The sequence below is a fragment of the Olleya marilimosa CAM030 genome (genome assembly GCF_000518485.1).
In the GTDB taxonomy this organism is placed as follows: Bacteria; Bacteroidota; Bacteroidia; order Flavobacteriales; family Flavobacteriaceae; genus Olleya; species Olleya marilimosa.
Window position 1 is genome coordinate 396,033 of sequence record NZ_JADR01000002.1, and the last position, 26,553, is coordinate 422,585.

The window sequence follows — 26,553 nt, forward strand, 5'->3', positions numbered from 1 at the left end:
TTATGTAAAACTTGATTTAACCTTATTTCGTAAGTTTATTTAAACTAACCAAATAATGAAACACTTATACCTGCTAATCTGTTTTGTAAATATGTCTGTATTTGCTCAAAATACAGTTTACAACCCAATTACAAGTGCAGGAGATTTATATGAATACAGTCAATATGTTTCTGTAGGGACTAAGGCTTTATCTATTAACGATTTTCTTCTAGAAAAAAACTTAGATTTTAAAGATTTACATTCTGATAATCAAAGTTTAGGGTTTACTGCTCAAAATTATTGGGTAAAATTTAAATTAGAAAATACATCTAGTGATAAAAACACCTATTATTTAGAAACAGCAAGACCTATTACTGATAAAGCTAACATGTTTGTTGTTACTAAAGACAGTATAGCAAGCTTTAAAAGTGGAGACCAAATACCGTTTGAAACTAGACAAGTTGCACATAGAGCTACGGTTTTTAAATTAGTATTACAACCCAACTCAGTTCAGGATATTTATATGGAATTTGGTAGTGATGGAGAAACAATTAACTTACCACTTAACCTATATACTGAGTCCGAGTTTTGGATCATGAATTATAAGCAACAATTGTTTTTGGGTTTATTTTATGGTCTTTTGTTTTTAGCAGGTATTGTGTACTTGTTTTTTTATACCAGTTTAAAAGAAAAAACATTTTTGTATTATGGTTTTTATGTGTTTTCAATAGCTTTATTACAAGGTGCTTTGGATGGTTTTATTTTTGAATTTTTACTAACAAATGGTGGTTATTTAAACAGTAAAGCGGTTTTAATAACAGCTTTATTTTCTAACTTTTTTCTGTTAAAATATTGCGAGTATTTTTTAAAAGTTTCAAAATATTTAAGCAGCTTTAAAACTATGTATAATGTAGTTTATATTGTTTTAGGAGTTTTGTTTATTATGGTTTTTATTTCGCCTAAAACAATGGAGTTAGTCTATCCATTATCTAACTTAAATGGATTGCTTAGCCTAATTTTATTATTAGCAACAATCTTTACAATGCGTATTAAAAGACTTCGTGTAGATTTTTATTTTTCTGTTGGAATTTTCTTTTTAGTCATAGGTTTATTGGGTTTTGTCATGAATAATTTAAGCCTTTTACCAAATAATTTTTTCACTTTAAACAGTTCTAAATTTGGATCAGGATTAGAGGTCATTTTCTTATCGTTATCTATGACTAATTTACTTAAAAAGTTGAGAGAGGATAAAGAAGACTCGCAAGAACTAGCACTTAATCGATCTCAAGAAATTAGCCAACTAAAGACATTTTTTATGTCTAACATGAGTCATGAGTTAAGGACACCGATTAATGCAATTATGGGTATTGCACAAACAGAATTGAAAAATAGTGGAGATGCTGAAAGCAATAAAAATTACGAAATTATTAAAAATGCCTCTCTTAGTTTATTGAGTAATGTCAACGATATTTTGGACTTTGAAAAAATTGAAAAAAATGAATTAAAACTGGTCTATGAAGTTTTTAATCCTTTTAATGCTGTGACCGAAATTAGTAATAATTGGAAGCTTGAAGCACAACGTAAAGGGTTGGATTATCAGTTTGATATAGATCCAGATATTCCTGATTTTATTGAAAGCGATTTAGAACGGTTTGTACAAATAATTAATAATGTTTTAAGCAATGCTGTAAAGTTTACTACTAAAGGAGGTATTTGTTTTAAATTAAAATGTTTTTCGCAACCAAATGATGTTAATCGATTCTCGCTTCAGGTGTCAGATACTGGTGTTGGAATGACTGCGGAAACCAAGAAGCATATTTTTGATAGTTTTAATCAAATGCGAAACAACCATAAACGTAAATTTGGAGGTATAGGTTTGGGGCTAACAATTGTTAACCGTTTGGTGGATTTGTTTGAAGGAGAAATTACTATTGAAAGCGAATTTGAAAAGGGTTGTGTCGTCTATATAGATTTACCTTTAAAAGTGGTTAAAATAGCATCACTTAGTGATCAAAATATAAATACAAACAAGGTCAGTGCAACACCATTAAAAGTCTTAGTGGTTGAGGATAATATGCTAAATCAAATGGTAATTAAAAAATTACTTAGTACAGATAATAAATTTACAATGGTTATCGCTAATAATGGAGAGGAGGCTTTAAAGCTTTTAAAACACTCTAATTTTGATGTCATATTAATGGATTTGCAAATGCCTATAATGGACGGTTATGAAGCTACAAAACACATTAGAAATGGTAATTGTGGACCAAAAACGCAAGCTATTCCAATTATTGCTGTAACAGCAGATGTTATGCAAGAAACTAAAGAGCGTGTTTTAAATATTGGAATGAATGATTACATGACAAAGCCAATTAATAAAGACCTTTTATTTAAAAAAATAGAGCGTTGTATGTATGATAGTAGTAATTTAAAAATTGCTTAAGCTATAAAAGCTATGCTTTTTAAGGCAACAACCTCTAGTGATTTTGGTAAATAATCATCTATCCATGGATGTTTAGCATTAAATACATGGTTGGTATCTGGTAATGTTAGTAAGGTGCTTTCAGGATTCCAGAGATGTAATGATTTTGCTTCTTCAAAACTTACAGAAGGATCATCAATACCATGGATTATTAAATAAGGAACAACTAATCGCTTACAGCAGTCTTCAATATCTAAACGCGCTTTATTATTAATGTAATCTAGATAAAACTGAAAATTATGAGGCATGTTTTGTTTTGTTCTAGAATTTAATACATATTTAACGCCATCTTTTTTCCATTGTTCTAAGTCTCCTGTTGTAGAGGTGCGTTTACCAAATGCACAAACACTAGCCCAAGTTATTAACTTTGTAATTCTAGGATCTTCGCTTGCTTTTATAATAGCAATTCCACCACCTCTGGAGTGACCAATTAATGTAATATTTTGGATGTCAATATTATTTTTATAGGTGCTATTATTAGAAGTAAAGTGGTTTATTATATCGTCTAAATCTTGTAACTCTTTAGAATAATTGTTTTCAGCAAAGGCGTCTAAATCCGGAAAATCTATAGGTTGATTGACAGTGCCACCATTATGAGAAAAGTTGAATTTTACAAAAAACAAATCTTGATTAGCAAAGGTCTTTGCTACTAAATCCCATGCTCCCCAATCTTTAAAACCTTTATAGCCATGACAAAATATCACTAAAGGTTTTGGTTGGTTGTTATTATTGTAAAAGGTATCAAAAACAATAGGTTTTTGATTGTTGCGTTCTAATATTTGATTTTTTAGTTCCATTTACAGCTCTTTTTCTATAAAATCTTGGTCCTTGTCAAAAATCTCTAGTATTAAATTTTTAAGTTGAATTTCAAATTCATTTATAGTATCCTGAGTGATTGAAGTATCTTTATTTCGGTCGTGACTACTTTCTTTTTTTACAAAAGGAATAAATCCTGCACTTAAGTTTTTAAATGAAATGATACCAGCTTCTACTGGTAAATTAATTTTTTTGTCCTTTAAAAGCATATAGACATACATTAACACTTGAAAAGATTTACTGTATTTTGTGTAATCTGATAATAAATCATCCCAATTAATAACAGACACTTTGCTTTGGTCTACTTTTCCGGTTTTATAATCTATTATTCTAATAACACCATTACACTCATCAATTCTATCAACTGTTCCTCTTAACTGTATTGGAAACGGTAAGGTGTCGATATTAATTTTTACATTTTCTACCTTAGCTTCTAACGCAATAATTTTTATGACATCTCCATTTTTTAAAGCTTCTATTTCTAAGTTTAAAAAATTTAAAACATAGCGTTTAGCAATTTCAAAAACAATAAGATTTTTACCCTTGGTCATATCACCTTCTTTGTATTCTTCTTTAAAAAAAGAGGTGATTAGCGCATCTATTTTAGGTATTAAAGATTTTATATTGTCAACGTTTAATGTTTGCCCAATAAATGGAATATAAAGTGTTTCAAGTGTATTATGTACAACGGTTCCTAATGTATTAGCAGCAATGGTTTCTTCTACTTCTTCCAGATTAGAAATTCCTAATAATTTTTGATAATAAAAGTCTATTGGATTTCTAACATAACTTGTTAAAGATGATGGCGAAAAACCTTTTCTTGCTATTTCTTTTAATTGCGAAATAACACTATCTGTTTTAGCAACAGTAATTAATTGCTTGTTATGATTAGGTACTTTAGGCGTTAATATTTTATGTGTGATTTGGTGTGTGCCTTCTAATTCTAATTGATTAATAAACCTGCTTTTTTCGCCTCCAATTAATGTATCTATTTCTGTGTTATATAGTATATATACATTTTTAGCACGTTGTAGTAAGTGATAAAAGTGGTAGGTGTATACTGCATCTTTTTCTTTATAAGTCGGTAGTTTATTTTCTATTTTAACGTCAAACGGAATAAAAGAGTTGTTGGTTTTACCTGAAGGTAAAATACCTTCGTTAACGTTAGAAATTATAATGGTTTCAAAATCTAAAACTCTAGATTCTAACATTCCCATAATTTGTAACCCTTGTAATGGTTCACCTTGAAAATCTAAGGTCTCAGAACTTAGTAGTTCTTTATAAATACTATATAACCCTTTAATATCTTTAATGTGGTTGTAATCCTGGTTTAGTCTTAAAATCTCATTAAATAGGGTGTTAAAACGATATAAATATTCTAATCCTAATTGATTTTTGTCTTTATCCTCGGTAAGTTGTGCTTTAATAATATTAATAAGGCTGAAGCAGTGTTTTAAAGCTGTTTTAGCGTCGTTATTCCAATTACTAAACAAAAGGGATAATAATGATTTATCGTCGTTGGATAAAGCGCTTAATTGATCTTCGGTTAAATAGACTAAATTATTTTTGTTGATAAGCGCTATTAGTTTTATAGCATTATCATTTTTAAATAATGGTTGAATGTATTGGTGTGAGAGAATACTTATAACATCTTTATAGTAAAATGGAGTAGTATTCTTTTTTTGTAATGTAAATATATGTTCAAATAATGACGCTAATGGAATAGTTTTTAAAGGAAATCCCATGGTTATATTTAATGTCGAAACGGATTCTGGAACAGAGTTTAATACAGGAATAAGTAAGTTTTCGTCACCCAATACTACAGCTGTATTTTTTAAAGTTGAATCCGTTTTACTTAAATCTTGTAAAATAGTTCCTATGGCTTTTGCTTGACCTATATTTTTAGGTACTCCAAAAACTGAGATATTTTTTTTAGAAGTGTAATGGTTGTTTATCCAATTAAAATTATGGTCATTAAAGTAGTTCCATTTTTTTTTGTGTTGTCTTAAAAACAAGCCTGCATCATGAATTTTGTTATTCATAAACTGCTTATCAGTATCCCAATAAATTGTCGCTAAGTTGTTTTGTAATAATTGTTGGATAATGTTTTCTTCTGCCTGATTTAGGGCATTAAATCCTAAAAACACATGATGCTTGTCTGTGTTTTTTATATATTCTTGACTATTATTATAGGCTTGTCTATATAGTAGTCCTTGATAGCCTTGTTTTTTTAAAATCAACGATTGCGTAAATGCGTTATAATAATCGTTTAGTTTATTCCAGAATTTTAAATAACTACTTACCAGTTCTGTTTTGTCTGGCTGTAGTGACCAATGCTCTAAATTTTTAATTGCTTTTAAGTAATCAAATATTTTTTTCTGCGGAATAAGATAACGATCAATCTCGTTAAAATCTTGTAATATAATTTGTGCCCATTTAGTGAATGCTTCAAACGTTTCTCTTTCTTTTTCCGGAGTAAGTGTGATGTATACATTATAAAACTCAAAAAGCAACTCTGTATTTGTTGTAGCTTTTAAATCCGACAACTCTTCAACAAAGGATTCTATACTTATAATTTTAGGAGCAAAAATAGTTTGGTTTAAAGTAAAACTTAGGGTACGTCTTAAAAAGACTCCTGCTCTTCTGCTAGGTAATATAAAGACAAGATCACTAAAGTTTACTTCTTTAGTTACTAAATCGTCAATTACATCTTGTATAAAACTTGTCATTATATAAAAATAAAAAACGCTTCGGTATTCCGAAGCGTTTTTCTATAAAACTTATTAGTGTTTAGTTATAACTTATTTTCTAAGTTTAACTTCTACACGTCTGTTGTTAAATCTTCCAGCTTTAGTAGCGTTACTATCAATTGGGTAGTCTTCACCAAATCCGTAAGCGTTTAATCTTTCAGAGTTAATTCCGTTTTCGATTAAGTAAGCCATTACAGCATTAGCTCTAGAATCAGATAATGTTTGGTTAGAAGTTTTGCTTCCAACGCTATCAGTGTGACCTTCAATTGTGAAGTTTGCGTCTGGGTATTCTTTTAAAATTGCAGTAATAGACTGTAATACTGAGAAAGTTTCTTTTCTGAAGCTTGATTTTCCAGTGTCAAATAAGATAGTTTTAGCATAGCTATTTAACTTGTCTAATACAACTTGGTCTGGTACAGCAATTTCTGGACAACCATTGTTTGCAGCTGTTCCTACTTCTTTAGGACAGTTATCATCTTTGTCTAATACACCGTCACCATCAGTATCTGGCCAAGGACATCCTCCATTTGCAGCAGGTCCTGCTTCGTTTGGACATTTGTCTTTAGAATCTGCAACACCATCACCATCAGCATCTGGACAACCTTTTAAAGATTTTAATCCTTTTACTTGTGGGCAATCATCGTTGTTATCAGATACTCCGTCACCATCTGTATCTGGACATCCGTTAAACTCAGCTAAACCAGCTTCGTTTGGACAAGTATCTTTAGAATCTTCGATTCCATCACCATCTGAATCTGGACAACCGTTAAATGCTTCTAATCCAAAAGTATCAGGACAAGCATCGTCTTTGTCATATATTCCGTCTCCATCAGTATCAGTTCCACCAAATTTAACTGCTAAACCAGCTGAATGTTGGAAATGCTTAGTTAAATAATCTTCAAATGAGTGCTTGTATTTAGACTCAACAAATAAACCAATGTTATCAGAAAACCAGTAAGTTAATCCTAAAGAAGCATTAACTGTTCCTGCTCCAACTGCGTTGTTAGAACCAGCTTTAGTAGATACAGTGTTATAAGCACCTTCTTCAATCCAAGTGTAACCACCTCCAACTCCAATAGCTGGATCTAATCTTTTTGAACCTAATACTTCACCTAAGTGGTATCTTACGTTACCATCAAGAGCGTAGTATGCTAAATCGTTAACACGTAAACTAGGGTTAGTACTATCTTGTCCCCATTTGTTAATTCTGTTTATAGAACCTCCAGCTTGGATAGAGAAGTTATCACCAACATACTTAGATACAGAAATTGTAGATAATGATGGTAAAATACTCCAGTGATCGTTAGCGTTAAAGAATTCTTGGAAGTAATCCCCTTGTGGAGCGTTTTCACCTACAGGAAAAACATCTACTGCGTTTACACCGAAGTTAATAGCCCATGGGTTGTTTTGGTCTTGTGCCATAACGTTACCTAAACTAGAAAGTAGTAACATTGTGAACAATAATCTGCTAAGATTTTTCATATTCAAAAATTTAATTTTTAAGTGTTAATTAAAAGCAAAAATAAGTTGTTATATATTATTAACAAAGACAAATATATAAAAATATTGATTATTTGTTGCTTTTATATCAGTATTATAGATTGTTTCTAAATAATTTCTAATACTTTACCAACTTTAATAAAAGCACTAACTGCTTTCTCTAGTTGTTCCTTAGTATGTGCTGCTGATAATTGTACTCTAATTCTAGCTTTGTCTTTTGGTACGACTGGGAAGAAAAACCCGATAACATATATGCCTTCTTTTAAAAGCATATTAGCCATAGTTTGTGATAGTTTAGCATCATATAACATTACAGGTACAATTGCTGAGTCACCATCAATTATGTCAAATCCTGCAGCTTTCATTTGCTTTTTGAAAAACTTAGTGTTTTCTTCTAACTTATTGCGTAATGTGTTGTCATTGGCTAACATATCAAACACCTTAATTGAAGCGCCTACTATTGCTGGAGCTAATGAATTTGAGAATAGATATGGTCTTGAGCGTTGGCGTAATAGTTCTATAATTTCTTTTTTACCAGTAGTATAGCCTCCCATTGCACCTCCAAGTGCTTTTCCTAAAGTACCTGTTATGATGTCTACTCTGTCCATAACACCTTTTTCTTCTAATGTTCCACGTCCTGTTTCTCCTATAAATCCAGCCGAGTGACACTCGTCAATCATTACTAAAGCATCATATTTATCTGCTAAATCACAAATTTTATCTAAAGGCGCTACTAGTCCATCCATAGAGAAAACTCCGTCTGTAACAATTATTTTAAAACGTGCTCCATTTGCATTAGCATCAATAAGTTGCTTTTCTAAATCTGCCATGTCGTTGTTTTGGTAACGGTATCTTGCAGCTTTACATAATCTTACACCATCAATAATTGAGGCATGATTTAACGAGTCTGAAATAATAGCATCTTCTTTACCTAATAGTGGTTCAAATACTCCTCCATTAGCGTCAAATGCTGCTGCGTAAAGTATTGTGTCCTCGGTTCCGTAAAATTCGGCTATTTTGTGTTCTAAGGTTTTGTGTATGTCTTGTGTACCACAAATAAATCTAACAGATGACATTCCAAAACCATGAGTATCCATTGTATCTTGAGCTGCTTTAATGACTTCTGGGTGAGATGATAAGCCTAAATAATTGTTTGCACAAAAATTTAATACAGTTTCTCCTGTGTTTAAAGTTATTTCGGCACCTTGAGCAGATGTGATAATGCGTTCTTCTTTAAAAAGACCGTTGTCTTTAATGTCTTGTATTTCGTTTTGTAAGTGTTCTTTTATTTTATTGTACATGATTGTATGTTTTTTGCAAATTTAATAATGTTATTGCGTTAATTGCTTAGTTATATTTATTCTTTACCTAATAGGTTACTATTTTAATGGTGTCATTTACGTAGATTAAGATTTTCTTCTTAACTGTAAAATTCATTTCTTTTAAAATGTCTGAGTATTCCTCTAACTGTTGTTGGTATTTAGGATTGGATAAACCTGTTTTATAATCTATTATTACTGCTTCGTTATCTTTTATGGCTAATCTGTCAGGTCTAATAATGTTACCTGTTTTTGTTATGATGTCTCTTTCGTTATAGATTGTATATTGATTTGTAAAATAAGGGTTTACTTCTGGCGTATTAATAATACCATTAATAGTGTGGGTTAAAATTTGCGCCTGTTGCTTATTAATGCTTCCTTGTTGGATATAACCAAAAATCACTTGCTGTACATCTTCAATTGTATGTATTTGAGACATTATATCGTGGATTAAGTTTCCTTTTTCAATAGCATTTTCTTGTTCGGTATCCCATAAATAGCCAGATTTAGTTATAATTTTAATATTGTGGTCTAGTTTTGAAACACTAATAAACTGGTCAGTTTCTTGTGTATTTTCTACCTTATCTTCGTGCTGTGATTCGCGTTCAACCTTACCAAAGGAATATTCTAATTGTGCATCATTCCATAGACTGTTATCTATTAAGTAGTTTGTTAACAATCCCGAATAGGTGTTTTGTGTTATTATGCCTTTTACTGGGTTTTCCTTTTTAGAAATAATATATAGCTGTTCTATTGGTCTGGTTAATGCAACATACAAAAGGTTGATATTATCTAACTCTTGTTCTGATCTGTGTTGGTTGTATATGGTTTCTCCAGTTGTACCAAACTCTTCAAAGTCTTTATTAAAATTAAGTAGTGTTTTAGTGAAACCATTAAATTGTTCTTGGTCTAACGGAAACCACTCTTTTGGTTCTACTTCTTTATAAATATTTAAATGTGCGTACGGAAAGATAACCACAGGAAACTCTAATCCTTTAGATTTATGGATTGTCATTATTTGAACCGCATTTTGATTGCTTGGCGAGACAATATTTAAGCTTTCTTTTTTAGACTCGTAGTAGTCTACAAAACTAGGTAGATCTGATATTTGTTTTTGAGAAAACTCTAAAACGATATCTAAAAAGTATTGGATATACGCATTTGAAGTTTCAGTCATTTTAAAGCTTCTTACAATCTGTTCTGCTAAATCAAATAAAGACAGTTGTACTAATGCTGTTGGATTACAAAAAATTGAAAATTGTTCAAAACTTTTAAAAAAATCTTGTAGTGGTGCATTTAAATTGGCTTTAAAAAAGGCATGTTTATCTTGGATATTATTAGTATTGGCTATATAATCCAAAACCTTAATTTTGACCTCTAAATGATTTGGGTTAATTAATAGTTTAAAAACATTGATTACTAACTTAACCTCTTCAGAGTTGTTTATTAGCATGGTTTCGGAGGACGTTATTCTAACGCCTTTTTCGCTTAAAAATTCAGCAATAGCTACACCTTCTTTTTTCTTTCTAACTAATATGCAAATATCCTTTAAGTTGTATCCATTAACTAGGCATTTATTGATGGTCTCATAAACGGTTTCTGGAAACAGCTCATTAACATCATCCTCTTTTTGTAAAGCTAAAAACTGAATATTAACAAAACCTTCTTGACTTAATACAGGAATTTGATTTGCTTTTTTGTACAAATCAGAATAGTCAATACTGCTAAAGCTAGTGTTAGATAAATAGTTAAAAAAGGCATTGTTAAATTGAATAACCTGCTTAAAACTTCTGTAATTATATTCTAGTCTGACGACTTCTTTTTCAATAGGAAAAGGGTTATCACTTTTAGTAAGTCCTAAAAATTGCTCTGCTTTTCCGCCTCGCCATCTATATATGGCTTGTTTAGCATCACCTACCAACATAGCAGAGCCTTGCTCTCCTTTTAAGTTTTGACCAGTAAGTGTGTTTTCTATTAATGGTACTAAGTTTTCCCATTGCATTTGTGACGTGTCCTGAAACTCGTCAATAAAATAATGCCTAAACTTTTCTCCTAGGCGTTCATAAATAAAAGGTGTTGGTTGGTTTTTAATTTCTTTACTAATAAGGGTATTAAACTCAGAAATCAATAATTTGTTTTCGTCTTCCTTAATAGTTGTTAGTTCTTTATTTATGGCATTTAAGACAGATAATGGTGTTACGTTTTTATAAACCGCTTTTATAAATTTTAAACTAGTAACATTGTCCTTAATTAAATGATAAACTTTTTCTATTTCAGGTAACAGTTGATCAATTATTTGCGCTTTCGCGGAATCTAAAGTCTTTGTGTACACGTTGCCTTGAGCAATATTATCGGCTAATTTATTCTCGTATATTTTATAAAATTCAAAATTAGAAACTTTAACAAAGTGATTAAATAGTGTTCCTCTAGAAAAACTTTTGGCATCCAAACCATTAGATTTAAACACATCTAAAAGATTTGTAGCTAATTGTTTGATTAGTGTTTCTTGGTTTTTTATTTTTTTGATTAATTCTGCTTTTAAAGTATTAAAATCTTCTAGCGTTTTATGCTTAATACTGTCTAAATGTGGTAAGTCGTTGTCGTTAATTAATAGTTTAGCAATGCTATTAAAATCCCTAGAGACATCCCAGCTTTTATCATCATCAGCTTTTTCTAGCGCAAAATCAATTAATACTTTAGTTAATTTTGCGTCTGTTCCTGCTTTTGATATAAGACTATCCACAGCTTGATTAAGTAAAGTTGGTGTGTCAAGCTCTACTTCAAAATTTATCGGAATTTTTAAATCATGTGCAAATGTCCTAATTAATCTGTGGTTAAAACCATCTATTGTAGAAATGTCAAAAGCAGCATAATTATGCATTATGGTATTTAATAATGCAATTGATTTTAGATGTACATCTGTGGGTTTAAGATTTAATTCTGTAGTTATAGCCGCAAACATTCCGTTTGGATTGCTAATAATTTCTGGATCAGAAAACGATTTTAATGTATCTAAAATTCTAATTTTCATTTCACCTACAGCCTTATTGGTAAAGGTTATAGCTAATATTTGTTTAAACCCGTCATTGTGTTTTCGGGTAAATAATAATTTTAAATACTCCTTAACTAAAGCAAAGGTTTTTCCGCTACCAGCAGAGGCATCATAAACTTTAAAAGGCGCTTTTGTGGACATCTAATTTTAAATTTTAGACAAGATAATAACAATATTATGGTTCCTAAATTAATTTTATAACATTCTTTAATATTTAAATTGTGATGTTAAAATATTATTAAATACTTTTAATCCATTGCTTAAATATTTTCAATTGAAGGCTTTAATGTTTAATTTTGATTATATTGAATATTAACAATTAAAAACATACAATTATGGCTTTTGAATTACCAAAATTAAAATATGCGTATGATGCATTAGAACCAAATATTGATGCACGTACAATGGAAATACATCACACTAAACACCACAACGGTTACACAACTAAATTAAATGGTGCGATAGAAGGTACTGAGTTAGAAGGAAAATCTATTGAAGATATTCTTACTAATTTAGATATGAATAATATGGCTGTTAGAAATAATGGAGGAGGTTTTTACAATCACTCATTATTTTGGGAAGTTATGAATCCAGAGGGTAAAGGACGTTTATCTGGAGAATTAAAAGATGCTATTGAGGCAGCTTACGGAAGCTTTGAGGCTTTTAAAGATGCTTTTAGTAATGCAGCAGCAACTCAATTTGGATCAGGTTGGGCTTGGTTATGTGTGCATAAAGGAGGTAAGGTTGAAGTGTGTTCTACACCAAACCAAGATAACCCATTAATGCCAGGAGTAACTTGCGAAGGAACACCAATCTTAGGATTAGATGTTTGGGAGCATGCGTATTACTTAAACTACCAAAACAGAAGACCAGATTATATTGATGCTTTCTTTAATGTAATTAACTGGAACGAAGTAGAAAGACGTTACGCAGAAGCTAAATAAGCTTTAAAACGATAATAAAATAAAAAAGCAGATTCAATATTGAATCTGCTTTTTTTTATGCTTTAAAGGGTCTGTTTTGCTTAATTTATGGCAAATAAAAAAGGAGAACGAGAGTTCTCCTTTTTTGCCCCAAATCTACCATGAACTTAACCTACTTATGTTATGGTAAGCTCAAATATAACGACATTTAAATTGATATATTATAAAATATAGTTAAAACGTAAAAATATTCGCTTAAATGAGTGTGTCGTGAGAAAAATTGCACTTTCTATAATTAGTATGCACGCTCCTTGTTTCCTTCGTAAAAATTAATAAAAGCTCTGTTTACCACTCGGTTACCACCAACTGTTGGGTAGTTTCCTGTAAAGTACCAATCACCTAAATGATCAGGTATAGCTTTATGTAAATTAGCAACTGGCTGAAAAATAATTTCAACTTTAGCATTAACAGACTCGTCAGTTAAAAGTTCAGAGATTTTAGCCGAAATTTGTTCTGTTGTAAATTGGTCATAAATTTCGTTTACAAAATTTTTAACATCTTTATCCGCTAAGTCTTCTTGTGCTTTACATCTGTGATATACTTCTTCTACTAGATCATATTTTCCGTTTTCTTTAAGTAACGCTAATGCAGCATTAAAAGCTACCAAGGTTTCTAGATTAGCCATGTCAATACCATAACAATCTGGAAAACGTATTTGTGGAGCTGAGGATACGATAACAATCTTTTTAGGATGTAATCGGTCCATCATTTTAATAATGCTCTTTTTTAAAGTGGTACCACGTACAATACTATCGTCAATAATTACAAGATTGTCTGTAGGTTTAATAACACCATAAGTTACATCGTAAACGTGCGCAACTAAGTCGTCACGACTACTATCCTCAGTAATAAAGGTTCTAAGCTTAACATCTTTTATAGCTATTTTTTCTATTCGTGGTCTTTCCTTTAATATTGATGTTACTTGATCTGCGGATAATTGACCATTTCCATCTAAAATAGCTTTAGTTTTTTTAGCATTTAAATGCTCTTCTACTGTTTCAATCATTCCGTAAAATGAAGTTTCAGCAGTATTAGGTATGTATGAAAAGACACTGTTTTTGGTGTCATTATCTATAGCCTTTAATACTTTTGGCATTAACAATCTACCAAGCATTTTACGCTCTTGATAGATTTCGGCATCACTTCCTCTAGAAAAATAAATGCGTTCAAAACTACAAGATTTACGCTCTAAAGGTTCTAATATTTTTTTTATCGAAACTGCACCTGATTTTTTAGAGATTAAAGCATGACCAGGAGTTAACTCTTTAACATCATCAAACTCGACATTAAAAACAGTTTGTATTACAGGACGTTCTGAAGCAACAACAACGATCTCGTCATCTGTATAGTAATAGACAGGACGTATACCTGCTGGATCACGAAGTACAAAAGCATCTCCATGTCCAATTAAACCAGCCATAGCATAACCACCATCCCAATTTTTAGCAGCACGTCTTAATATTTTTGCAATTTTTAAACGTTCGGCAATTAAAGGTGAACATTCATGTTTACCGTAACCTTCTTTTTTTAGGTCTTTATAGATTTTACTTACTGCATCATCCAAAAAGTGGCCTATTTTTTCCATTATAGTAATGGTGTCTGTATATTCTTTTGGGTGTTGCCCAAGGTCTACTAGATTTTGAAATAACTCTTTAACGTTAGTCATGTTAAAGTTACCTGCTAAAATCAGGTTACGATGCATCCAGTTATTTTGTCTTAAAAAAGGATGAACACTTTCTACGCTATTTTTACCAAAGGTACCATAACGCACATGTCCTAATAATAGTTCTCCTATATAAGGTATGTGTTTTTTTTGAAGCGCAACACTATCATGGTATTCTGGGTGTTCTGCTAACTCTTTATTAACACGTTCGTTAATTTGTGCAAAAATATCCTGAATAGGTTGTTGTGCGATGGAGCGTACACGACTAATATAACGTTCTCCTGGTTTGGTGTCCATTTTAATACTTGCAAAACCAGCACCATCTTGACCACGATTGTGTTGCTTTTCCATCATTAAGTACATTTTATTTACACCATAAAAAGCACTTCCATATTTTTCTTTATAAAATTCTAAAGGTTTGCGTAATCTTATTAGTGCAATTCCGCACTCGTGTTTTAAAGCATCACTCATTGTTGTTGTGTTGTGAGTTGTTTATTAAAATGATAAAAATAAAAAACGCGCTCATAATTACGAGCGCGTTTTTTTATTTTAATTCGATATCGAAATGTGTTAATTTTTTAAATTCTTTTAGTCGATTGTTGACCTCGTCTTTTTTAAGGTCAATCATGCGCTCTGTTCCAAATTTCTCAACACAAAAAGAGGCTAAGGTAGATCCGTAGATTACTGCATTTTTCATGTTTTCAAAACTAATGTCTCCTGTACTTGCAAGGTAACCTGCAAATCCACCAGCAAAAGTATCTCCTGCTCCAGTTGGATCAAACACTTCTTCTAATGGTAAAGCAGGTGCGTAAAACATATGATCATCATGGAAAAGTAAAGCACCATGCTCTCCTTTTTTAATAACAACATATTTTGGTCCCATTTCATGTATTTTTCTAGCAGCAACTACTAAACTATATTCTCCAGTTAATTGTCTTGCTTCTTCGTCATTAATAGTAATAACATCAACATTTTTAATAACCGCAAGTAAGTCATCTAATGCAATGTCCATCCAAAAATTCATGGTGTCTAATATTGCTAACTTAGGCTTTTTAGTCATTTGGTTTAGTACACCTTGTTGTACTAAAGGGTGTAAATTTCCTAACATTACAATTTCTGCATCGCGATAATTTTCTGGCACTACAGGATTAAAATGTTCTAATACATTTAACTCTGTTGCTAAAGTATCACGAGAGTTCATGTCGTTATGGTATTTTCCACTCCAAAAGAAGGTTTTTCCATCTTTTACAATTTCGATACCTTCGATATCGACGTTTTTATTTTTTAAAAGATCTAAATATTCCTGAGGAAAATCTCCACCAACAACAGATACTGCTGCTTGATCTACATCAAAATTTGCAGCTGACAACCCTATATAAGTTGCTGCTCCACCAAGAATTTTATCGGTTTTACCAAAAGGAGTTTCTATAGCGTCAAATGCTACTGTACCTACAATTACTAATTTGCTCATAAAGGCTTTAAAATTTAGTGCAAACTTACGTAAAATATATTCTGTAAAAAAGTGGAATCTTTTGAAAGAAATGCTAATTATTTACGACCAAAATCTGCAGGAATTTCTCCCCAAGCTTTAGTTTCCCATTTGACTATAGTTGTTTTGTAGTCGTTTTCTTTTAACCAAGCTACCGCACGATCTACCAAATCATAAACAGGTTTATTTTTAGCGTTACGTTCAAGCTTACTATTACAGGTTTTTTTTCGGACCCAACTCATAGCGGTTTTGGAGTCTGTATATATAATACGATCGCTATTATGTTTTTTTAAAAAACTTAAACCATGGACTAATGCCAAAAACTCGCCTAAATTATTTGTGCCTTGCTCAAATGGTCCTTGTTTAAATAATTGTTTTTTTGTTTTAGTATCTACACCTCTATATTCCATTATACCTGGATTACCAGAAGAGGCTGCATCCACAGCTATAGAGTTGTAATTTGGTTTCCCTATTTTTTTTAATTGCTCAGCGCTTAACTCACTTGTAAAACCTTCTTTTTTTCCAATATAGTCAAAGTAGTTACCTTTTAATGCTTCTTTTGCTGCATCAAAAGTAGAGAAGGATTTATATTGCGCACCAGGATAGTCTTTAATTTGTGCTTTACAATCATTCCAAGTTTCAAAAACACCTTTATGGTGTCCTTGCCAAACGGTATAATATTTTTTCTTCTTTTTACTCATTTTAGTATTTCCGTGTAAACGAAAATCTTATTTTTTTAATAGTTGATTAACCACTTCCGGAAAATGATTCATCTCTAATTCGTGAATCTTATCTGCAACATCTTGCGCAGTGTCTGAAGCTAAAACCTTACATTTTTCTTGAAAAATGATAGCTCCTTCGTCATAATTCTCGTTTACATAATGAATTGTAATGCCTGTTTCGGATTCTTTATTATCTATTACAGCTTGATGTACATGCATTCCATACATGCCTTTTCCTCCAAATTTTGGCAGTAAAGCTGGATGTACATTTATTACTTTGTTAGGGAAGTATTTCAAGATGTTTTCTGGAAATTTCCATAAAAAACCAGCTAAAATAATTAGGTCAGGTTTATTAGCTTTAAGAATATTTAGGACATCTTCTGTTTCTGTAAAGGCTATTTTGTTGAATGATAATGCGCTTACCTTCAGTTTTTTACAACGATCCAAAACTTTGGCATGAGGATTGTTAGTTAGTACCTGAATAACAGACGCATTGTCTCTATTTTGAAAAAACTTTATTAAATTTTCAGCATTAGATCCGCTTCCGGACGCAAAAATTACTACACGTTTCATTTTCTAGTTTCAATGTTAAAATCTTCAAACAAAAAAAGCAATAAATATTAACAATTACAGGCTAAAATTGAAATTCTTCAATTTAAATAATTAAATTCGTAGCACATTTTTAAAGTAAACGTGTGTTTTAAAATAAAGTTTTTTATTTTTGCCTCTTAATTAAAACTAAAAAAATTAAAATTATGTCAGACATTGCATCAAGAGTAAAAGCGATTATCGTAGACAAATTAGGTGTTGATGAAAACGAAGTTGTAACAGAAGCTAGCTTCACAAACGACTTAGGAGCAGATTCATTAGACACTGTAGAATTAATCATGGAATTTGAAAAAGAATTCGATATCCAGATTCCAGATGACCAAGCAGAGAACATTGCTACAGTAGGTCAAGCTGTATCTTATATTGAAGCTGCTAAATAAGCACAATATTTATGGAACTTAAGCGAGTAGTAGTTACAGGTTTAGGAGCGTTAACACCAATTGGAAACACTAAGGACGAGTATTGGTCTGGTCTTATTAGTGGTAAAAGTGGTGCTGCGCCGATTACATATTTTGATACTGAAAAGTTCAAGACAAACTTTGCTTGCGAGTTAAAAAATTTCGTGGCAACTGATTTTCTGGATAGAAAAGAAGCCCGCAAAATGGACAGGTTTACGCAGTACGCAATGGTCGCATCTGATGAGGCTATTGCGGACTCTAAACTAGATTTAGATACCGTTAACAAATTAAGAGTTGGCGTTATTTGGGGAGCCGGAATTGGTGGATTAGAAACATTTCAAAACGAAGTGTTAAATTTTGCTGAAGGTGATGGCACTCCTAGATTTAATCCTTTTTTCATCCCTAAGATGATTGCAGATATTGCACCCGGAAACATTTCTATTAAAAATGGTTTTATGGGTCCAAATTATACAACTGTATCTGCTTGTGCATCTTCTGCTAATGCAATGATTGATGCGCTAAACTATATACGTTTAGGACATTGCGATGTTATTGTAACAGGAGGTAGTGAAGCAGCAGTTACTATTGCTGGAATGGGAGGATTTAATGCAATGCATGCTTTATCAACCAGAAATGAAAGTCCAGAAACAGCATCAAGACCTTTTGATGCCACTCGTGATGGATTTGTTTTAGGTGAAGGAGCAGGAGCAATTATTCTAGAAGAATATGAGCACGCAAAAGCAAGAGGAGCTAAAATCTATGCAGAAGTTTTAGGAGGCGGAATGTCCTCTGACGCTTACCACATGACTGCACCACATCCAGATGGAATTGGAGTAATTGCAGTAATGAAAAACTGTTTAGAAAATGCTGGTTTAAAACCAGAAGACGTAGATCACATTAATACTCATGGTACATCTACACCTCTAGGTGATGTTGCCGAGTTAAAAGCTATTAAAGAAGTTTTTGGTGATCATGCTAAAAACATCAATATCAATTCTACCAAGTCTATGACTGGTCATTTATTAGGTGCTGCTGGAGCTATTGAAGCTATTGCTGCTATTTTGGCAATGGAACATGGTATTGTGCCACCAACTATAAATCATACAACTGTAGACGAGAATATAGATCCTGAATTAAATCTTACACTTAATGCACCTCAAAAACGAGAGATTAATGTTGCAATGAGCAATACTTTTGGATTTGGAGGACATAATGCATGTGTGTTATTTAAAAAACTAGACTAGTCTTATTGAATGAAACGCATTCGTAACATATTTAATTCCCAATCAAATGACGATGGGAATTTTTTTGTGGCTATTTCTAAAATTTTAAAATTTAAACCAAAAAACCTAAAGTTTTATCAGACTGCCTTTACACATCGTTCCATGAACATTAAAGATGAAAAGGGTCACATAATTAATTATGAGCGTTTAGAATTTTTAGGAGATGCTATGCTTAGCGCTGTAATTGCACATCACTTATATATGGAAGTTCCAGGTGGTGATGAAGGTTATTTAACCAAAATGCGATCCAAAGTAGTTAGTAGAGAGCATTTAAATGAGCTAGGTAAAGATTTAGGATTAATAAACTTAGTAGAAAGTAAAATTCCTAAAGGACAATTTGGAGATAACATTCATGGTAATTTATTTGAAGCCTTAATAGGAGCTATTTATTTAGATAAAGGTTATAAAAACTGTGACAAGTTTATACAAAAACGCGTTATAGATCCTTATGTCGATATCGAAAAATTAGAAGGGAAAGTCATAAGCTATAAAAGTTTATTGATTGAATGGTGTCAAAAAGAAAAGAAGGTTTTTGACTACAATGTTTACGAAGATTCTGGCAATGACGATATCAAACACTTTTCTGTAAAATTATCTATAGATCATAAAATTGTTGCTAAAGCCAGAGCAACGTCTAAAAAAAAGGCAGAAGAAAAAGCGTCTAAACGTGCCTTTTTTGCTCTTCAAAGCCAAATTACCAAAGCTGGTTTTATATAAAAACAGCACATTCTTAAATTCCTATTATTTTAAGTTATACTAAAACGTTTTCGTAATTATTTGTTGTTAAGTTTAAGTAAAATTGAGTAATACTAAGCGTTTAAATGCTATATTTACATTTAATTTTATATTAAAATGGCTGTTCGAAAACTCTCATTAGACGACTTTTTAGAAGAAGAGCATTACGCATTAATAGGTATTCATTGCGTAATAGAAGATTATAGATTAGCTTTTTTAATTAATCAAACATTAGATATTAAACTTAAAAGACGGTTAGTAGATGTAACCAATCCAAGTTTAAATTCAAGTTATGCTTTGTTTGAGTGGTTTGACGAAAAACAACTGACCACATATCACCTAGTAGCTAATACTTGCAAGGTGCAGCATAATAATTTACAACAACAATCAAATTCGTTATTTGGAGAAGACTCATCAGGAGCAACTAATTTTTATTTGCTACCAGAATTTAAAAAAGTAAATTATCTTCTTAAAATACAAACCGAATTTCATAATAAAGAAAAAATCATTTTAAATAATATTCTAAGGATTCCACAAGTAGTCACTGCTTATAGTATAGATGCAGATGCTTTAAAATCTAAGGACAATTTAATATTCAACTAATGCCAATAAGAAAAAAAACTAAGATCGTTGCAACTTTAGGACCAGCAACTAGCAGCAAAGAGGTATTAAAAGGTATGTTAGACGAAGGTGCTAATGTATTCAGAATTAACTTTTCTCATGCAGATTATAAAGACGTTGAAGAACGTGTAAAAATGATTCGTGAACTAAACGATGAGTTTGGTTATAACGCTTCAATATTAGGAGACTTACAAGGACCTAAGCTTCGTGTAGGAGTCATGAAGGGAGAGGTTATAGTTAATCCTGGAGATGAGATTATTTTTGCAACAGGTAAACGTTTTGAAGGTACTAAGGATCGTGTTTACATGACCTACGACCGTTTTCCGCAGGATGCAAAACCAGGAGAACGCATACTTTTAGATGACGGAAAATTAATTTTTGAAGTCCTATCTACAGATAAAAAGTCTGAAGTAAAAGCCAAAGTAATTCAAGGTGGACCACTAAAATCTAAAAAAGGAGTTAATCTTCCTAACACAAACATCTCTCAACCAGCATTAACAGAAAAAGATGTCGAAGACGCTATTTTTGCTTGTAAATTAGGCGTTGATTGGATGGCCTTATCATTTGTACGTCATGCAGAGGATTTAATGCAATTACAAGAACTAATCAAAAAACATAGCGATCATAAAATTCCGATTATTGCAAAAATCGAAAAACCAGAAGCAGTAGAAAACATAGACAAAATTGTAGCCTACTGTGATGGATTAATGGTAGCACGAGGAGATCTTGGTGTAGAGATTCCTGCGGAAGAAGTACCATTAGTACAAAAACAACTAGTACTACGTGCAAAACGTGCCAGAATACCAGTAATTATAGCAACCCAAATGATGGAGACTATGATTACTAGTTTAACACCAACACGTGCAGAAGTAAATGACGTCGCAAACAGTGTAATGGATGGTGCAGATGCAGTAATGCTGTCAGGAGAGACAAGTGTAGGACAATATCCTGTGCAAGTTATCAGACAAATGTCTAACATTATTAAAAGTGTAGAAAACTCAGAATTAATAAAGGTGCCACAATCACCACCACACATACGCACTAACAGATACATAACAAAATCTATATGTTATCACGCAGCACACATGGCTAATGATATTGATGCAAAAGCAATATCTACATTAACCAATAGTGGATACACAGCGTTCCAGATATCAGCATGGAGACCAAAATCACACATATTAGTATTTACCTCAAACAAGCGTATATTAACGCAGTTAAATTTGCTTTGGGGAGTTACAGCCTTTTATTATGATAAGTTTGTTAGTACAGACGAAACCATAGAAGACGTAAACGCAATAGCCTGTAAAAAAGGATTCTTAGAAGTAGGAGATATGCTAATTAGTTTAGCAGCCATGCCAATTCAAGAAAAAGGAATGGTAAATACCCTAAGAGTGACAGAAATTACAAGCTGTAGTTTTTAAACTACCCACTTTGTAATAAGATAAAGATAGTTTGGGCGTTACCACAAGGGTCGCGCTATCCACTATATCTTTTTTGTGCATAAGCGCACACAAAAAAGGATGTCGTTTCTATCGCTAACGCATAGCCAAGAACAAAACAATATATTAAAACCAGTTATAGTGATATAGCTGGTTTTTTTGTTTTAAAACACCTACAAACTATGTTAAATTTTAATCAAAACAACATAAATTTTATGATGTTACATAATGATTATGTAAATTAATATACTAAACGATTAATAGTATACAAAATGAATAATCAAGCAATACAAACAATAGAAAAAGAGCAAATAAAATTTTTAAAATTCCCTAAAGAAGAATTATTATCCTCAAAAAAAGAAAAAGCAGAACGTTGTCAAACCTTAACAAGAGCTATGGTGTTGGGAAATATAGAGCACCAGAAAGTACACATTTTATTTGCAGACAACGAAGGCTTAAAAAGAGTAAATACCACAATTTGGGGTGTAACAGAAGACTATGTAATATTAAAAACCTCTACAACTATTCCAATGGAGCGAATTGTATCTGTAGCTTAAAATTTAAAACGTAATTGGACACTAATGGCTTTGTCCACTTCAGTCTTTTTAGATTTTTTTTCAGTATTTAAATTAGAGAGAGAAATCCCAAGTAAACGTACCGAGTTACTCATTTTTTCTTGATATAATAAATCCTTTGCAGTATCCAAAATTACAGCAGCATCAGCAATAAAATAGGGTAATGTTTTGCTGCGTGTTTGTAAAGTAAAATCGCTGTATTTAATTTTTAACGTTACAGTTTTTCCTGCAACTTTATTATTAGCTAATCGTTTGGCTACTTCGTCAGCAATAAGCTTCAATTTTTCAAGCATGAAGACTTCTGAAGATAAATTTTCTGTAAAAGTACGCTCAGCAGCTAGACTTTTTCTAATTCTATTAGGTTTAACTTCACTGTTATGTATACCTCTGACAATGTAATAGTACGACTTGCCTGATCTACCAAAGTTGGACTCTAAAAATTCAATAGATTTAGATTTTAAGTCCTTACCATTATAAATGCCTTTTTGGTACATTTTTTCTGCAGTAACCTTACCAATGCCATAAAATTTTCTAATATCTAAAGATTCTAAAAAGTCTAAAACCTCCTCAGGATTAACCACTTTTTGTCCATTAGGTTTGTTATAATCGCTAGCAACTTTAGCAACAAATTTATTAATGCTTATTCCTGCAGATGCAGTTAAACCAACTTCGTTAAAAATCCTGGATCTAATCTCTTCGGCAAGCATAGAGGCACTTGGATTACCTTTTTTGTTGTGGGTTACATCTAAATAGGCTTCATCTAAAGATAAAGGCTCTACCAAATCTGTATAGTCGTAAAAAATGTTTCTAATTTTATTAGAGATTTCTTTATAGCGCTCAAAGTCTGTTTTAACAAAAATTAAATGTGGACATAACTTTATAGCCAATCGTCCAGACATAGCGCTTTTGACTCCAAATTTTCGCGCTTCGTAACTAGCAGCACTAATAACACCTCGTATTCCGCCACCTCCAACAGCAATAGCTTTACCTATAAGTTCTGGATTATCCATTTGAGCTACAGATGCGTAAAATGCATCCATATCCACATGAATAATTTTTCTTATTGGTAAATCGTTTTGCATCTTGTAAATTTAGACATTAAATGTCTTTTATTTATTTCAATTTAATTGAAGATTTATAATTAACTAAAAAAATGATAGAAATAGAACGTAAATTTTTAGTCAAATCCAATGCTTTTAAAAATGATGCATTTAAACAAACTAAAATTACTCAAGGGTTTTTAAGTACTGATAAAAAACGTACAGTTAGGATTAGGCTTAAAGGCGATATAGGTTATTTAACCATAAAAGGAGAATCATCCAATAATGGATTATCGCGCTTTGAATGGGAAAAAAAAATTACTAAAACTGAAGCTGAACAGTTGTTGTTACTTTGTAAAAAAGGAGTAATAGAAAAAACGCGTTACGATATTAAAGTAGAGAATCACACTTTTGAAGTCGACGAATTTTATGGAGAAAATCAAGGTTTAATTATTGCAGAGGTCGAGTTAGACCATGAAAACGAAACTTTTGTAAAACCAGATTGGTTAGGTGTTGAAGTGACAGGAGATATTAAATATTATAATTCGCAACTTAGCGAAAATCCGTATCGTTCTTGGTAAAATTAATGCTTAAAATAAGAATAAAATAAAAAGCCACATCTATCAAAGATGTGGCTTTTAAATTGGTTTTTAATTGGTTGTTAGACTAATATCTATTGTTGTTGTGGTCCACCGCTTACAATTGTAAACTCAGAACGTCTGTTAAATTGATGTTGCTCTTCTGTACAACTAGATCCACAGTCATACAATGGTTCAGACTCACCTTTTCCATCACCAGTTATTCTACTTGCATCAATACCTTTAGATACTACATAGGCTACGGTTGATTTAGCTCTTCTATCAGATAAGTTCATGTTGTAACTATCTTTACCTCTGCTATCAGTATGCGAAGTTGCGTAAATTACCATTTCTGGGTATTTATTCATTACTAATACTAATCTGTCTAATTCTGCAGCACCTTGAGCTGTGATATTAGATTTATCAAATTCAAAATAAATTGGATCTAAGACAACCTTATCTTCAACAATAATTTTCTTTATAGGTGTTAAGTCAACACTAACATTTAATCTATCTTCTCTTGTTGTATTGGCTGTTATTGTGTTGTCTTCAAATTCAGCTTTTGTCACTTTTAGACTAGCCTCTATTTCACAGTCAGTATTAAAGGTAGCTATACCTTGAGTATTTGTTGTTTGTGTGTCAATAACGCTTCCTTTAGCATCGTAAAGTGTAATTGATGCATTAGGTAATTTCTCACCTGTTTCAGCATTTTCAACACTTACAATCATATCTACTTCGCATAAAGGTTTAATTTCTTTAATAGCATAAATGTCATCACTACCTTTACCACCTACACGATTAGAAGATACATAACCGTTTTTGTCAGCATCAATGTTAAAAGCAAAATCATCTGCTTTACTGTTAATTGGTGCTCCCATATTTTTTACTTTTGCTTTACCAGAATATTCTGTATAAAAAACATCTAAGTTACCTAAGCCTAAGTGACCGTTTGAAGAAAAAAACAGGTAGTCATTAGCTCCAGCATACGGAAACATTTCTTGTCCTGAGGTATTAATTTTGTTTCCTAAGTTTTCTGGTGTTCCAACCATACCATCAGCATTAATTGTAGCTTTATAAATATCATACTTACCAAATCCTCCTGGCATGTCAGATGCAAAGTATAACGTTGTTCCGTCTTTGCTTACAGATGGGTTTTTTACTGAGTAAGTATTAGTGTTGATATTTAACGGTTGTACTTTTTCCCATTTATCTCCAGATTTTGTTGCTTTAAATAACTGAATAACACTAATTTTTGTGTTTCCTGTTTCTAGCTTTTCGTACATGTTTTCAAAAAAGCTTTCTCTTGAAAAGTACATAGTATTACCATCTGGTGTAAATGATACCACACCTTCATGATATTTAGTGTTTATTTTTCCATTAAGTAAATTTGGTTCAGTATAACTTCCGTCTTCTGCTTTTGTTATTTCATAGATGTCTAAAAACGGTTGGTCATTCCATCCATAATTACGTCTAGAGTCATTTCTTGCGGAAGTAATATAAAGTTTTCCGTCTTTTAAAGTTCCTCCAAAGTCTGAAGCAGCGGTATTAAAATCTAAATTTTGTGCAGTAAATTTTGCTTCAGATTTTAAAATGTCCTCTAAATAATTTGGATTTGAATTGTAGGCTACAGCTCTGTCATCGTTAGAGTAAAGCGATGCAAATTTTTTCATTTGTGTGTTTGATGCTTCATATTTACCATTTGCTTTTAACATTTCAGAATATTTGTAAAGCATGTCTGCATCATCGTTTGTTTCTAATGCTTTTGCATACCATTTTTCTGCTTCTACGGTATTAAATGTATTGTAGTTAGCTTCGGCTAATCGCTGGTAAACGTATGCGTCTGCTTCTCCTTTTTCTACTAATTTGGTATAGGCTTTAGCTGCTTCAACAAACTCTAATTTATCAAAATGTTTGTCAGCACTTTTTGTCGCATCACTTTGAGCAAACACACTGGTACTGCTTAGTAATATCGCGAATATAAATAGTTGTATTTTTTTCATTGTATTGGTTAGCTTATGATTAGAAATAACGTGGTGAACGTGATACTTTTCTTGGAAGATTAATATCAAAGTTGATAAAAATCTCGTGTGATGAGTTGGTTACAACATCTAATTGTGATTGGATACTGTCATACGCATAACCTATTCTTAAATTAGGTGCTACTAAAAAGTTGACCATACCACTAAAAGAGTCGTCTAAGCGGTAACCTGCTCCTACTTCTACAAAGTCATACATAAATAAGTTTAAGTTAACATCAAAACTTACTGGTGCATCAAAAGCAACTTTAGCTAAAGCGTGTGGCTTTAGCTTAAAGTTTTCTGATAAATCAAATACGTATCCTGCTGCTCCAAAAAAGTGTTGCGTCTCTGATCCTATTTTAAAGCCATTTGCATCTAAATGAACAGAATTTAAAATGTTAGGCATAGAGGCAGATATATAAAACTTACTTGGTTTGTAAAAATATAATCCAGCTCCAATATTTGGAGTAACTTCATTAATATTTTCTGAGAAAAAAGG

21 protein-coding genes are annotated in these 26,553 nt (G+C 31.8%); 9 read left to right on the top strand and 12 right to left on the bottom strand.

Translation table 11 applies throughout. From position 1 onward, the window contains the following. Positions 1 to 55 precede the first annotated feature (55 nt). Complete coding sequence (locus tag M890_RS15795) at positions 56 to 2,422, top strand: hybrid sensor histidine kinase/response regulator (RefSeq protein WP_084553563.1); 2,367 nt, start codon at positions 56 to 58, stop codon at positions 2,420 to 2,422. Here M890_RS15795 and M890_RS0105815 read toward each other — a convergent pair. The 5 genes from M890_RS0105815 to M890_RS0105835 all read right to left on the bottom strand — a co-directional run bounded on the left by M890_RS0105815 (position 2,419) and on the right by M890_RS0105835 (position 12,039). Beyond that, positions 2,419 to 3,258, bottom strand: coding sequence for an alpha/beta hydrolase family protein (locus M890_RS0105815; RefSeq protein ID WP_028282633.1), 840 nt, complete (start codon positions 3,256 to 3,258; stop codon positions 2,419 to 2,421). The two genes, M890_RS15795 and M890_RS0105815, sit on opposite strands and share 4 nt — an antisense overlap. Further along, on the bottom strand, positions 3,259 to 6,006 hold the full coding sequence (locus M890_RS0105820; protein ID WP_028282634.1) for a PD-(D/E)XK nuclease family protein: 2,748 nt from the start codon (positions 6,004 to 6,006) through the stop codon (positions 3,259 to 3,261). Positions 6,007 to 6,078: 72 nt separating this feature from the next. Next, positions 6,079 to 7,509 carry an OmpA family protein gene (locus tag M890_RS0105825; RefSeq protein ID WP_028282635.1) on the bottom strand — a complete coding sequence of 477 codons (1,431 nt, stop codon included), beginning with the start codon at positions 7,507 to 7,509 and terminating at the stop codon, positions 6,079 to 6,081. A 125-nt stretch (positions 7,510 to 7,634) separates the two neighbouring features. Then, positions 7,635 to 8,828 carry a glycine C-acetyltransferase gene (gene kbl, locus M890_RS0105830; RefSeq protein WP_028282636.1) on the bottom strand — a complete coding sequence of 398 codons (1,194 nt, stop codon included), beginning with the start codon at positions 8,826 to 8,828 and terminating at the stop codon, positions 7,635 to 7,637. A gap of 67 nt (positions 8,829 to 8,895) precedes the next feature. Next, positions 8,896 to 12,039: a UvrD-helicase domain-containing protein gene (locus tag M890_RS0105835; RefSeq protein WP_028282637.1), complete on the bottom strand. Its 3,144-nt coding sequence runs from the start codon at positions 12,037 to 12,039 to the stop codon at positions 8,896 to 8,898. Positions 12,040 to 12,233: 194 nt separating this feature from the next. Here M890_RS0105835 and M890_RS0105840 point away from each other — a divergent pair, with 194 nt between their 5' ends. Then, positions 12,234 to 12,842: a superoxide dismutase gene (locus M890_RS0105840; RefSeq protein WP_028282638.1), complete on the top strand. Its 609-nt coding sequence runs from the start codon at positions 12,234 to 12,236 to the stop codon at positions 12,840 to 12,842. A gap of 274 nt (positions 12,843 to 13,116) precedes the next feature. On the opposite strand, the gene M890_RS0105845 is transcribed toward M890_RS0105840, so the two are convergent. The 4 genes from M890_RS0105845 to purN all read right to left on the bottom strand — a co-directional run bounded on the left by M890_RS0105845 (position 13,117) and on the right by purN (position 17,328). Next, entirely contained in the window at positions 13,117 to 15,015 is a 1,899-nt protein-coding gene (locus M890_RS0105845; protein WP_028282639.1) for an amidophosphoribosyltransferase, read from the bottom strand. Between the two features lie 73 nt (positions 15,016 to 15,088). Beyond that, positions 15,089 to 16,015: a PfkB family carbohydrate kinase gene (locus M890_RS0105850; protein WP_028282640.1), complete on the bottom strand. Its 927-nt coding sequence runs from the start codon at positions 16,013 to 16,015 to the stop codon at positions 15,089 to 15,091. A 77-nt stretch (positions 16,016 to 16,092) separates the two neighbouring features. Further along, positions 16,093 to 16,734 (bottom strand): ribonuclease H1 domain-containing protein, encoded by a 642-nt coding sequence (locus tag M890_RS0105855; RefSeq protein ID WP_028282641.1) that lies wholly within the window; start codon positions 16,732 to 16,734, stop codon positions 16,093 to 16,095. A gap of 27 nt (positions 16,735 to 16,761) precedes the next feature. Beyond that, entirely contained in the window at positions 16,762 to 17,328 is a 567-nt protein-coding gene (gene purN, locus M890_RS0105860; protein ID WP_028282642.1) for a phosphoribosylglycinamide formyltransferase, read from the bottom strand. 182 nt (positions 17,329 to 17,510) lie between these two features. Here purN and M890_RS0105865 point away from each other — a divergent pair, with 182 nt between their 5' ends. The 6 genes from M890_RS0105865 (at position 17,511) to M890_RS0105890 (ending at position 22,400) form a co-directional block, all read left to right on the top strand. After that, entirely contained in the window at positions 17,511 to 17,744 is a 234-nt protein-coding gene (locus M890_RS0105865; RefSeq protein WP_013869581.1) for an acyl carrier protein, read from the top strand. An 11-nt stretch (positions 17,745 to 17,755) separates the two neighbouring features. Then, positions 17,756 to 19,006, top strand: a complete 1,251-nt coding sequence (fabF, locus tag M890_RS0105870) for a beta-ketoacyl-ACP synthase II (RefSeq protein WP_028282643.1) — start codon at positions 17,756 to 17,758, stop codon at positions 19,004 to 19,006. Between the two features lie 9 nt (positions 19,007 to 19,015). Further along, positions 19,016 to 19,762: a ribonuclease III gene (gene rnc / locus M890_RS0105875; RefSeq protein ID WP_028282644.1), complete on the top strand. Its 747-nt coding sequence runs from the start codon at positions 19,016 to 19,018 to the stop codon at positions 19,760 to 19,762. A gap of 135 nt (positions 19,763 to 19,897) precedes the next feature. After that, positions 19,898 to 20,383: an IPExxxVDY family protein gene (locus M890_RS0105880; protein ID WP_028282645.1), complete on the top strand. Its 486-nt coding sequence runs from the start codon at positions 19,898 to 19,900 to the stop codon at positions 20,381 to 20,383. Continuing rightward, the gene (gene pyk, locus M890_RS0105885) at positions 20,383 to 21,825 is read left to right on the top strand and encodes a pyruvate kinase (protein ID WP_028282646.1); all 1,443 of its coding nucleotides are present in this window, start codon (positions 20,383 to 20,385) and stop codon (positions 21,823 to 21,825) included. The genes M890_RS0105880 and pyk overlap by 1 nt, the downstream gene beginning before the upstream one ends. A 290-nt stretch (positions 21,826 to 22,115) precedes the next feature. Further along, positions 22,116 to 22,400, top strand: coding sequence for a hypothetical protein (locus tag M890_RS0105890; protein WP_028282647.1), 285 nt, complete (start codon positions 22,116 to 22,118; stop codon positions 22,398 to 22,400). Here M890_RS0105890 and dinB read toward each other — a convergent pair. Beyond that, positions 22,397 to 23,500 (bottom strand): DNA polymerase IV, encoded by a 1,104-nt coding sequence (gene dinB, locus M890_RS0105895; RefSeq protein WP_028282648.1) that lies wholly within the window; start codon positions 23,498 to 23,500, stop codon positions 22,397 to 22,399. The genes M890_RS0105890 and dinB overlap by 4 nt on opposite strands. Positions 23,501 to 23,571: 71 nt before the next feature. Between dinB and M890_RS0105900 the strand changes: the two genes are divergently transcribed. Beyond that, positions 23,572 to 24,039 carry a CYTH domain-containing protein gene (locus M890_RS0105900; RefSeq protein WP_028282649.1) on the top strand — a complete coding sequence of 156 codons (468 nt, stop codon included), beginning with the start codon at positions 23,572 to 23,574 and terminating at the stop codon, positions 24,037 to 24,039. Positions 24,040 to 24,131: 92 nt separating this feature from the next. Here the strand turns inward: M890_RS0105900 and M890_RS0105905 are convergent, their stop codons facing one another. Together M890_RS0105905 and M890_RS0105910 are read right to left on the bottom strand one after the other, a co-directional pair. Continuing rightward, on the bottom strand, positions 24,132 to 26,036 hold the full coding sequence (locus M890_RS0105905; protein ID WP_028282650.1) for an OmpA family protein: 1,905 nt from the start codon (positions 26,034 to 26,036) through the stop codon (positions 24,132 to 24,134). Positions 26,037 to 26,055: 19 nt separating this feature from the next. Then, positions 26,056 to 26,553, bottom strand: a 498-nt coding sequence (locus M890_RS0105910) for a PorP/SprF family type IX secretion system membrane protein (RefSeq protein ID WP_028282651.1), incomplete at its 5' end; no start/stop codon positions are given.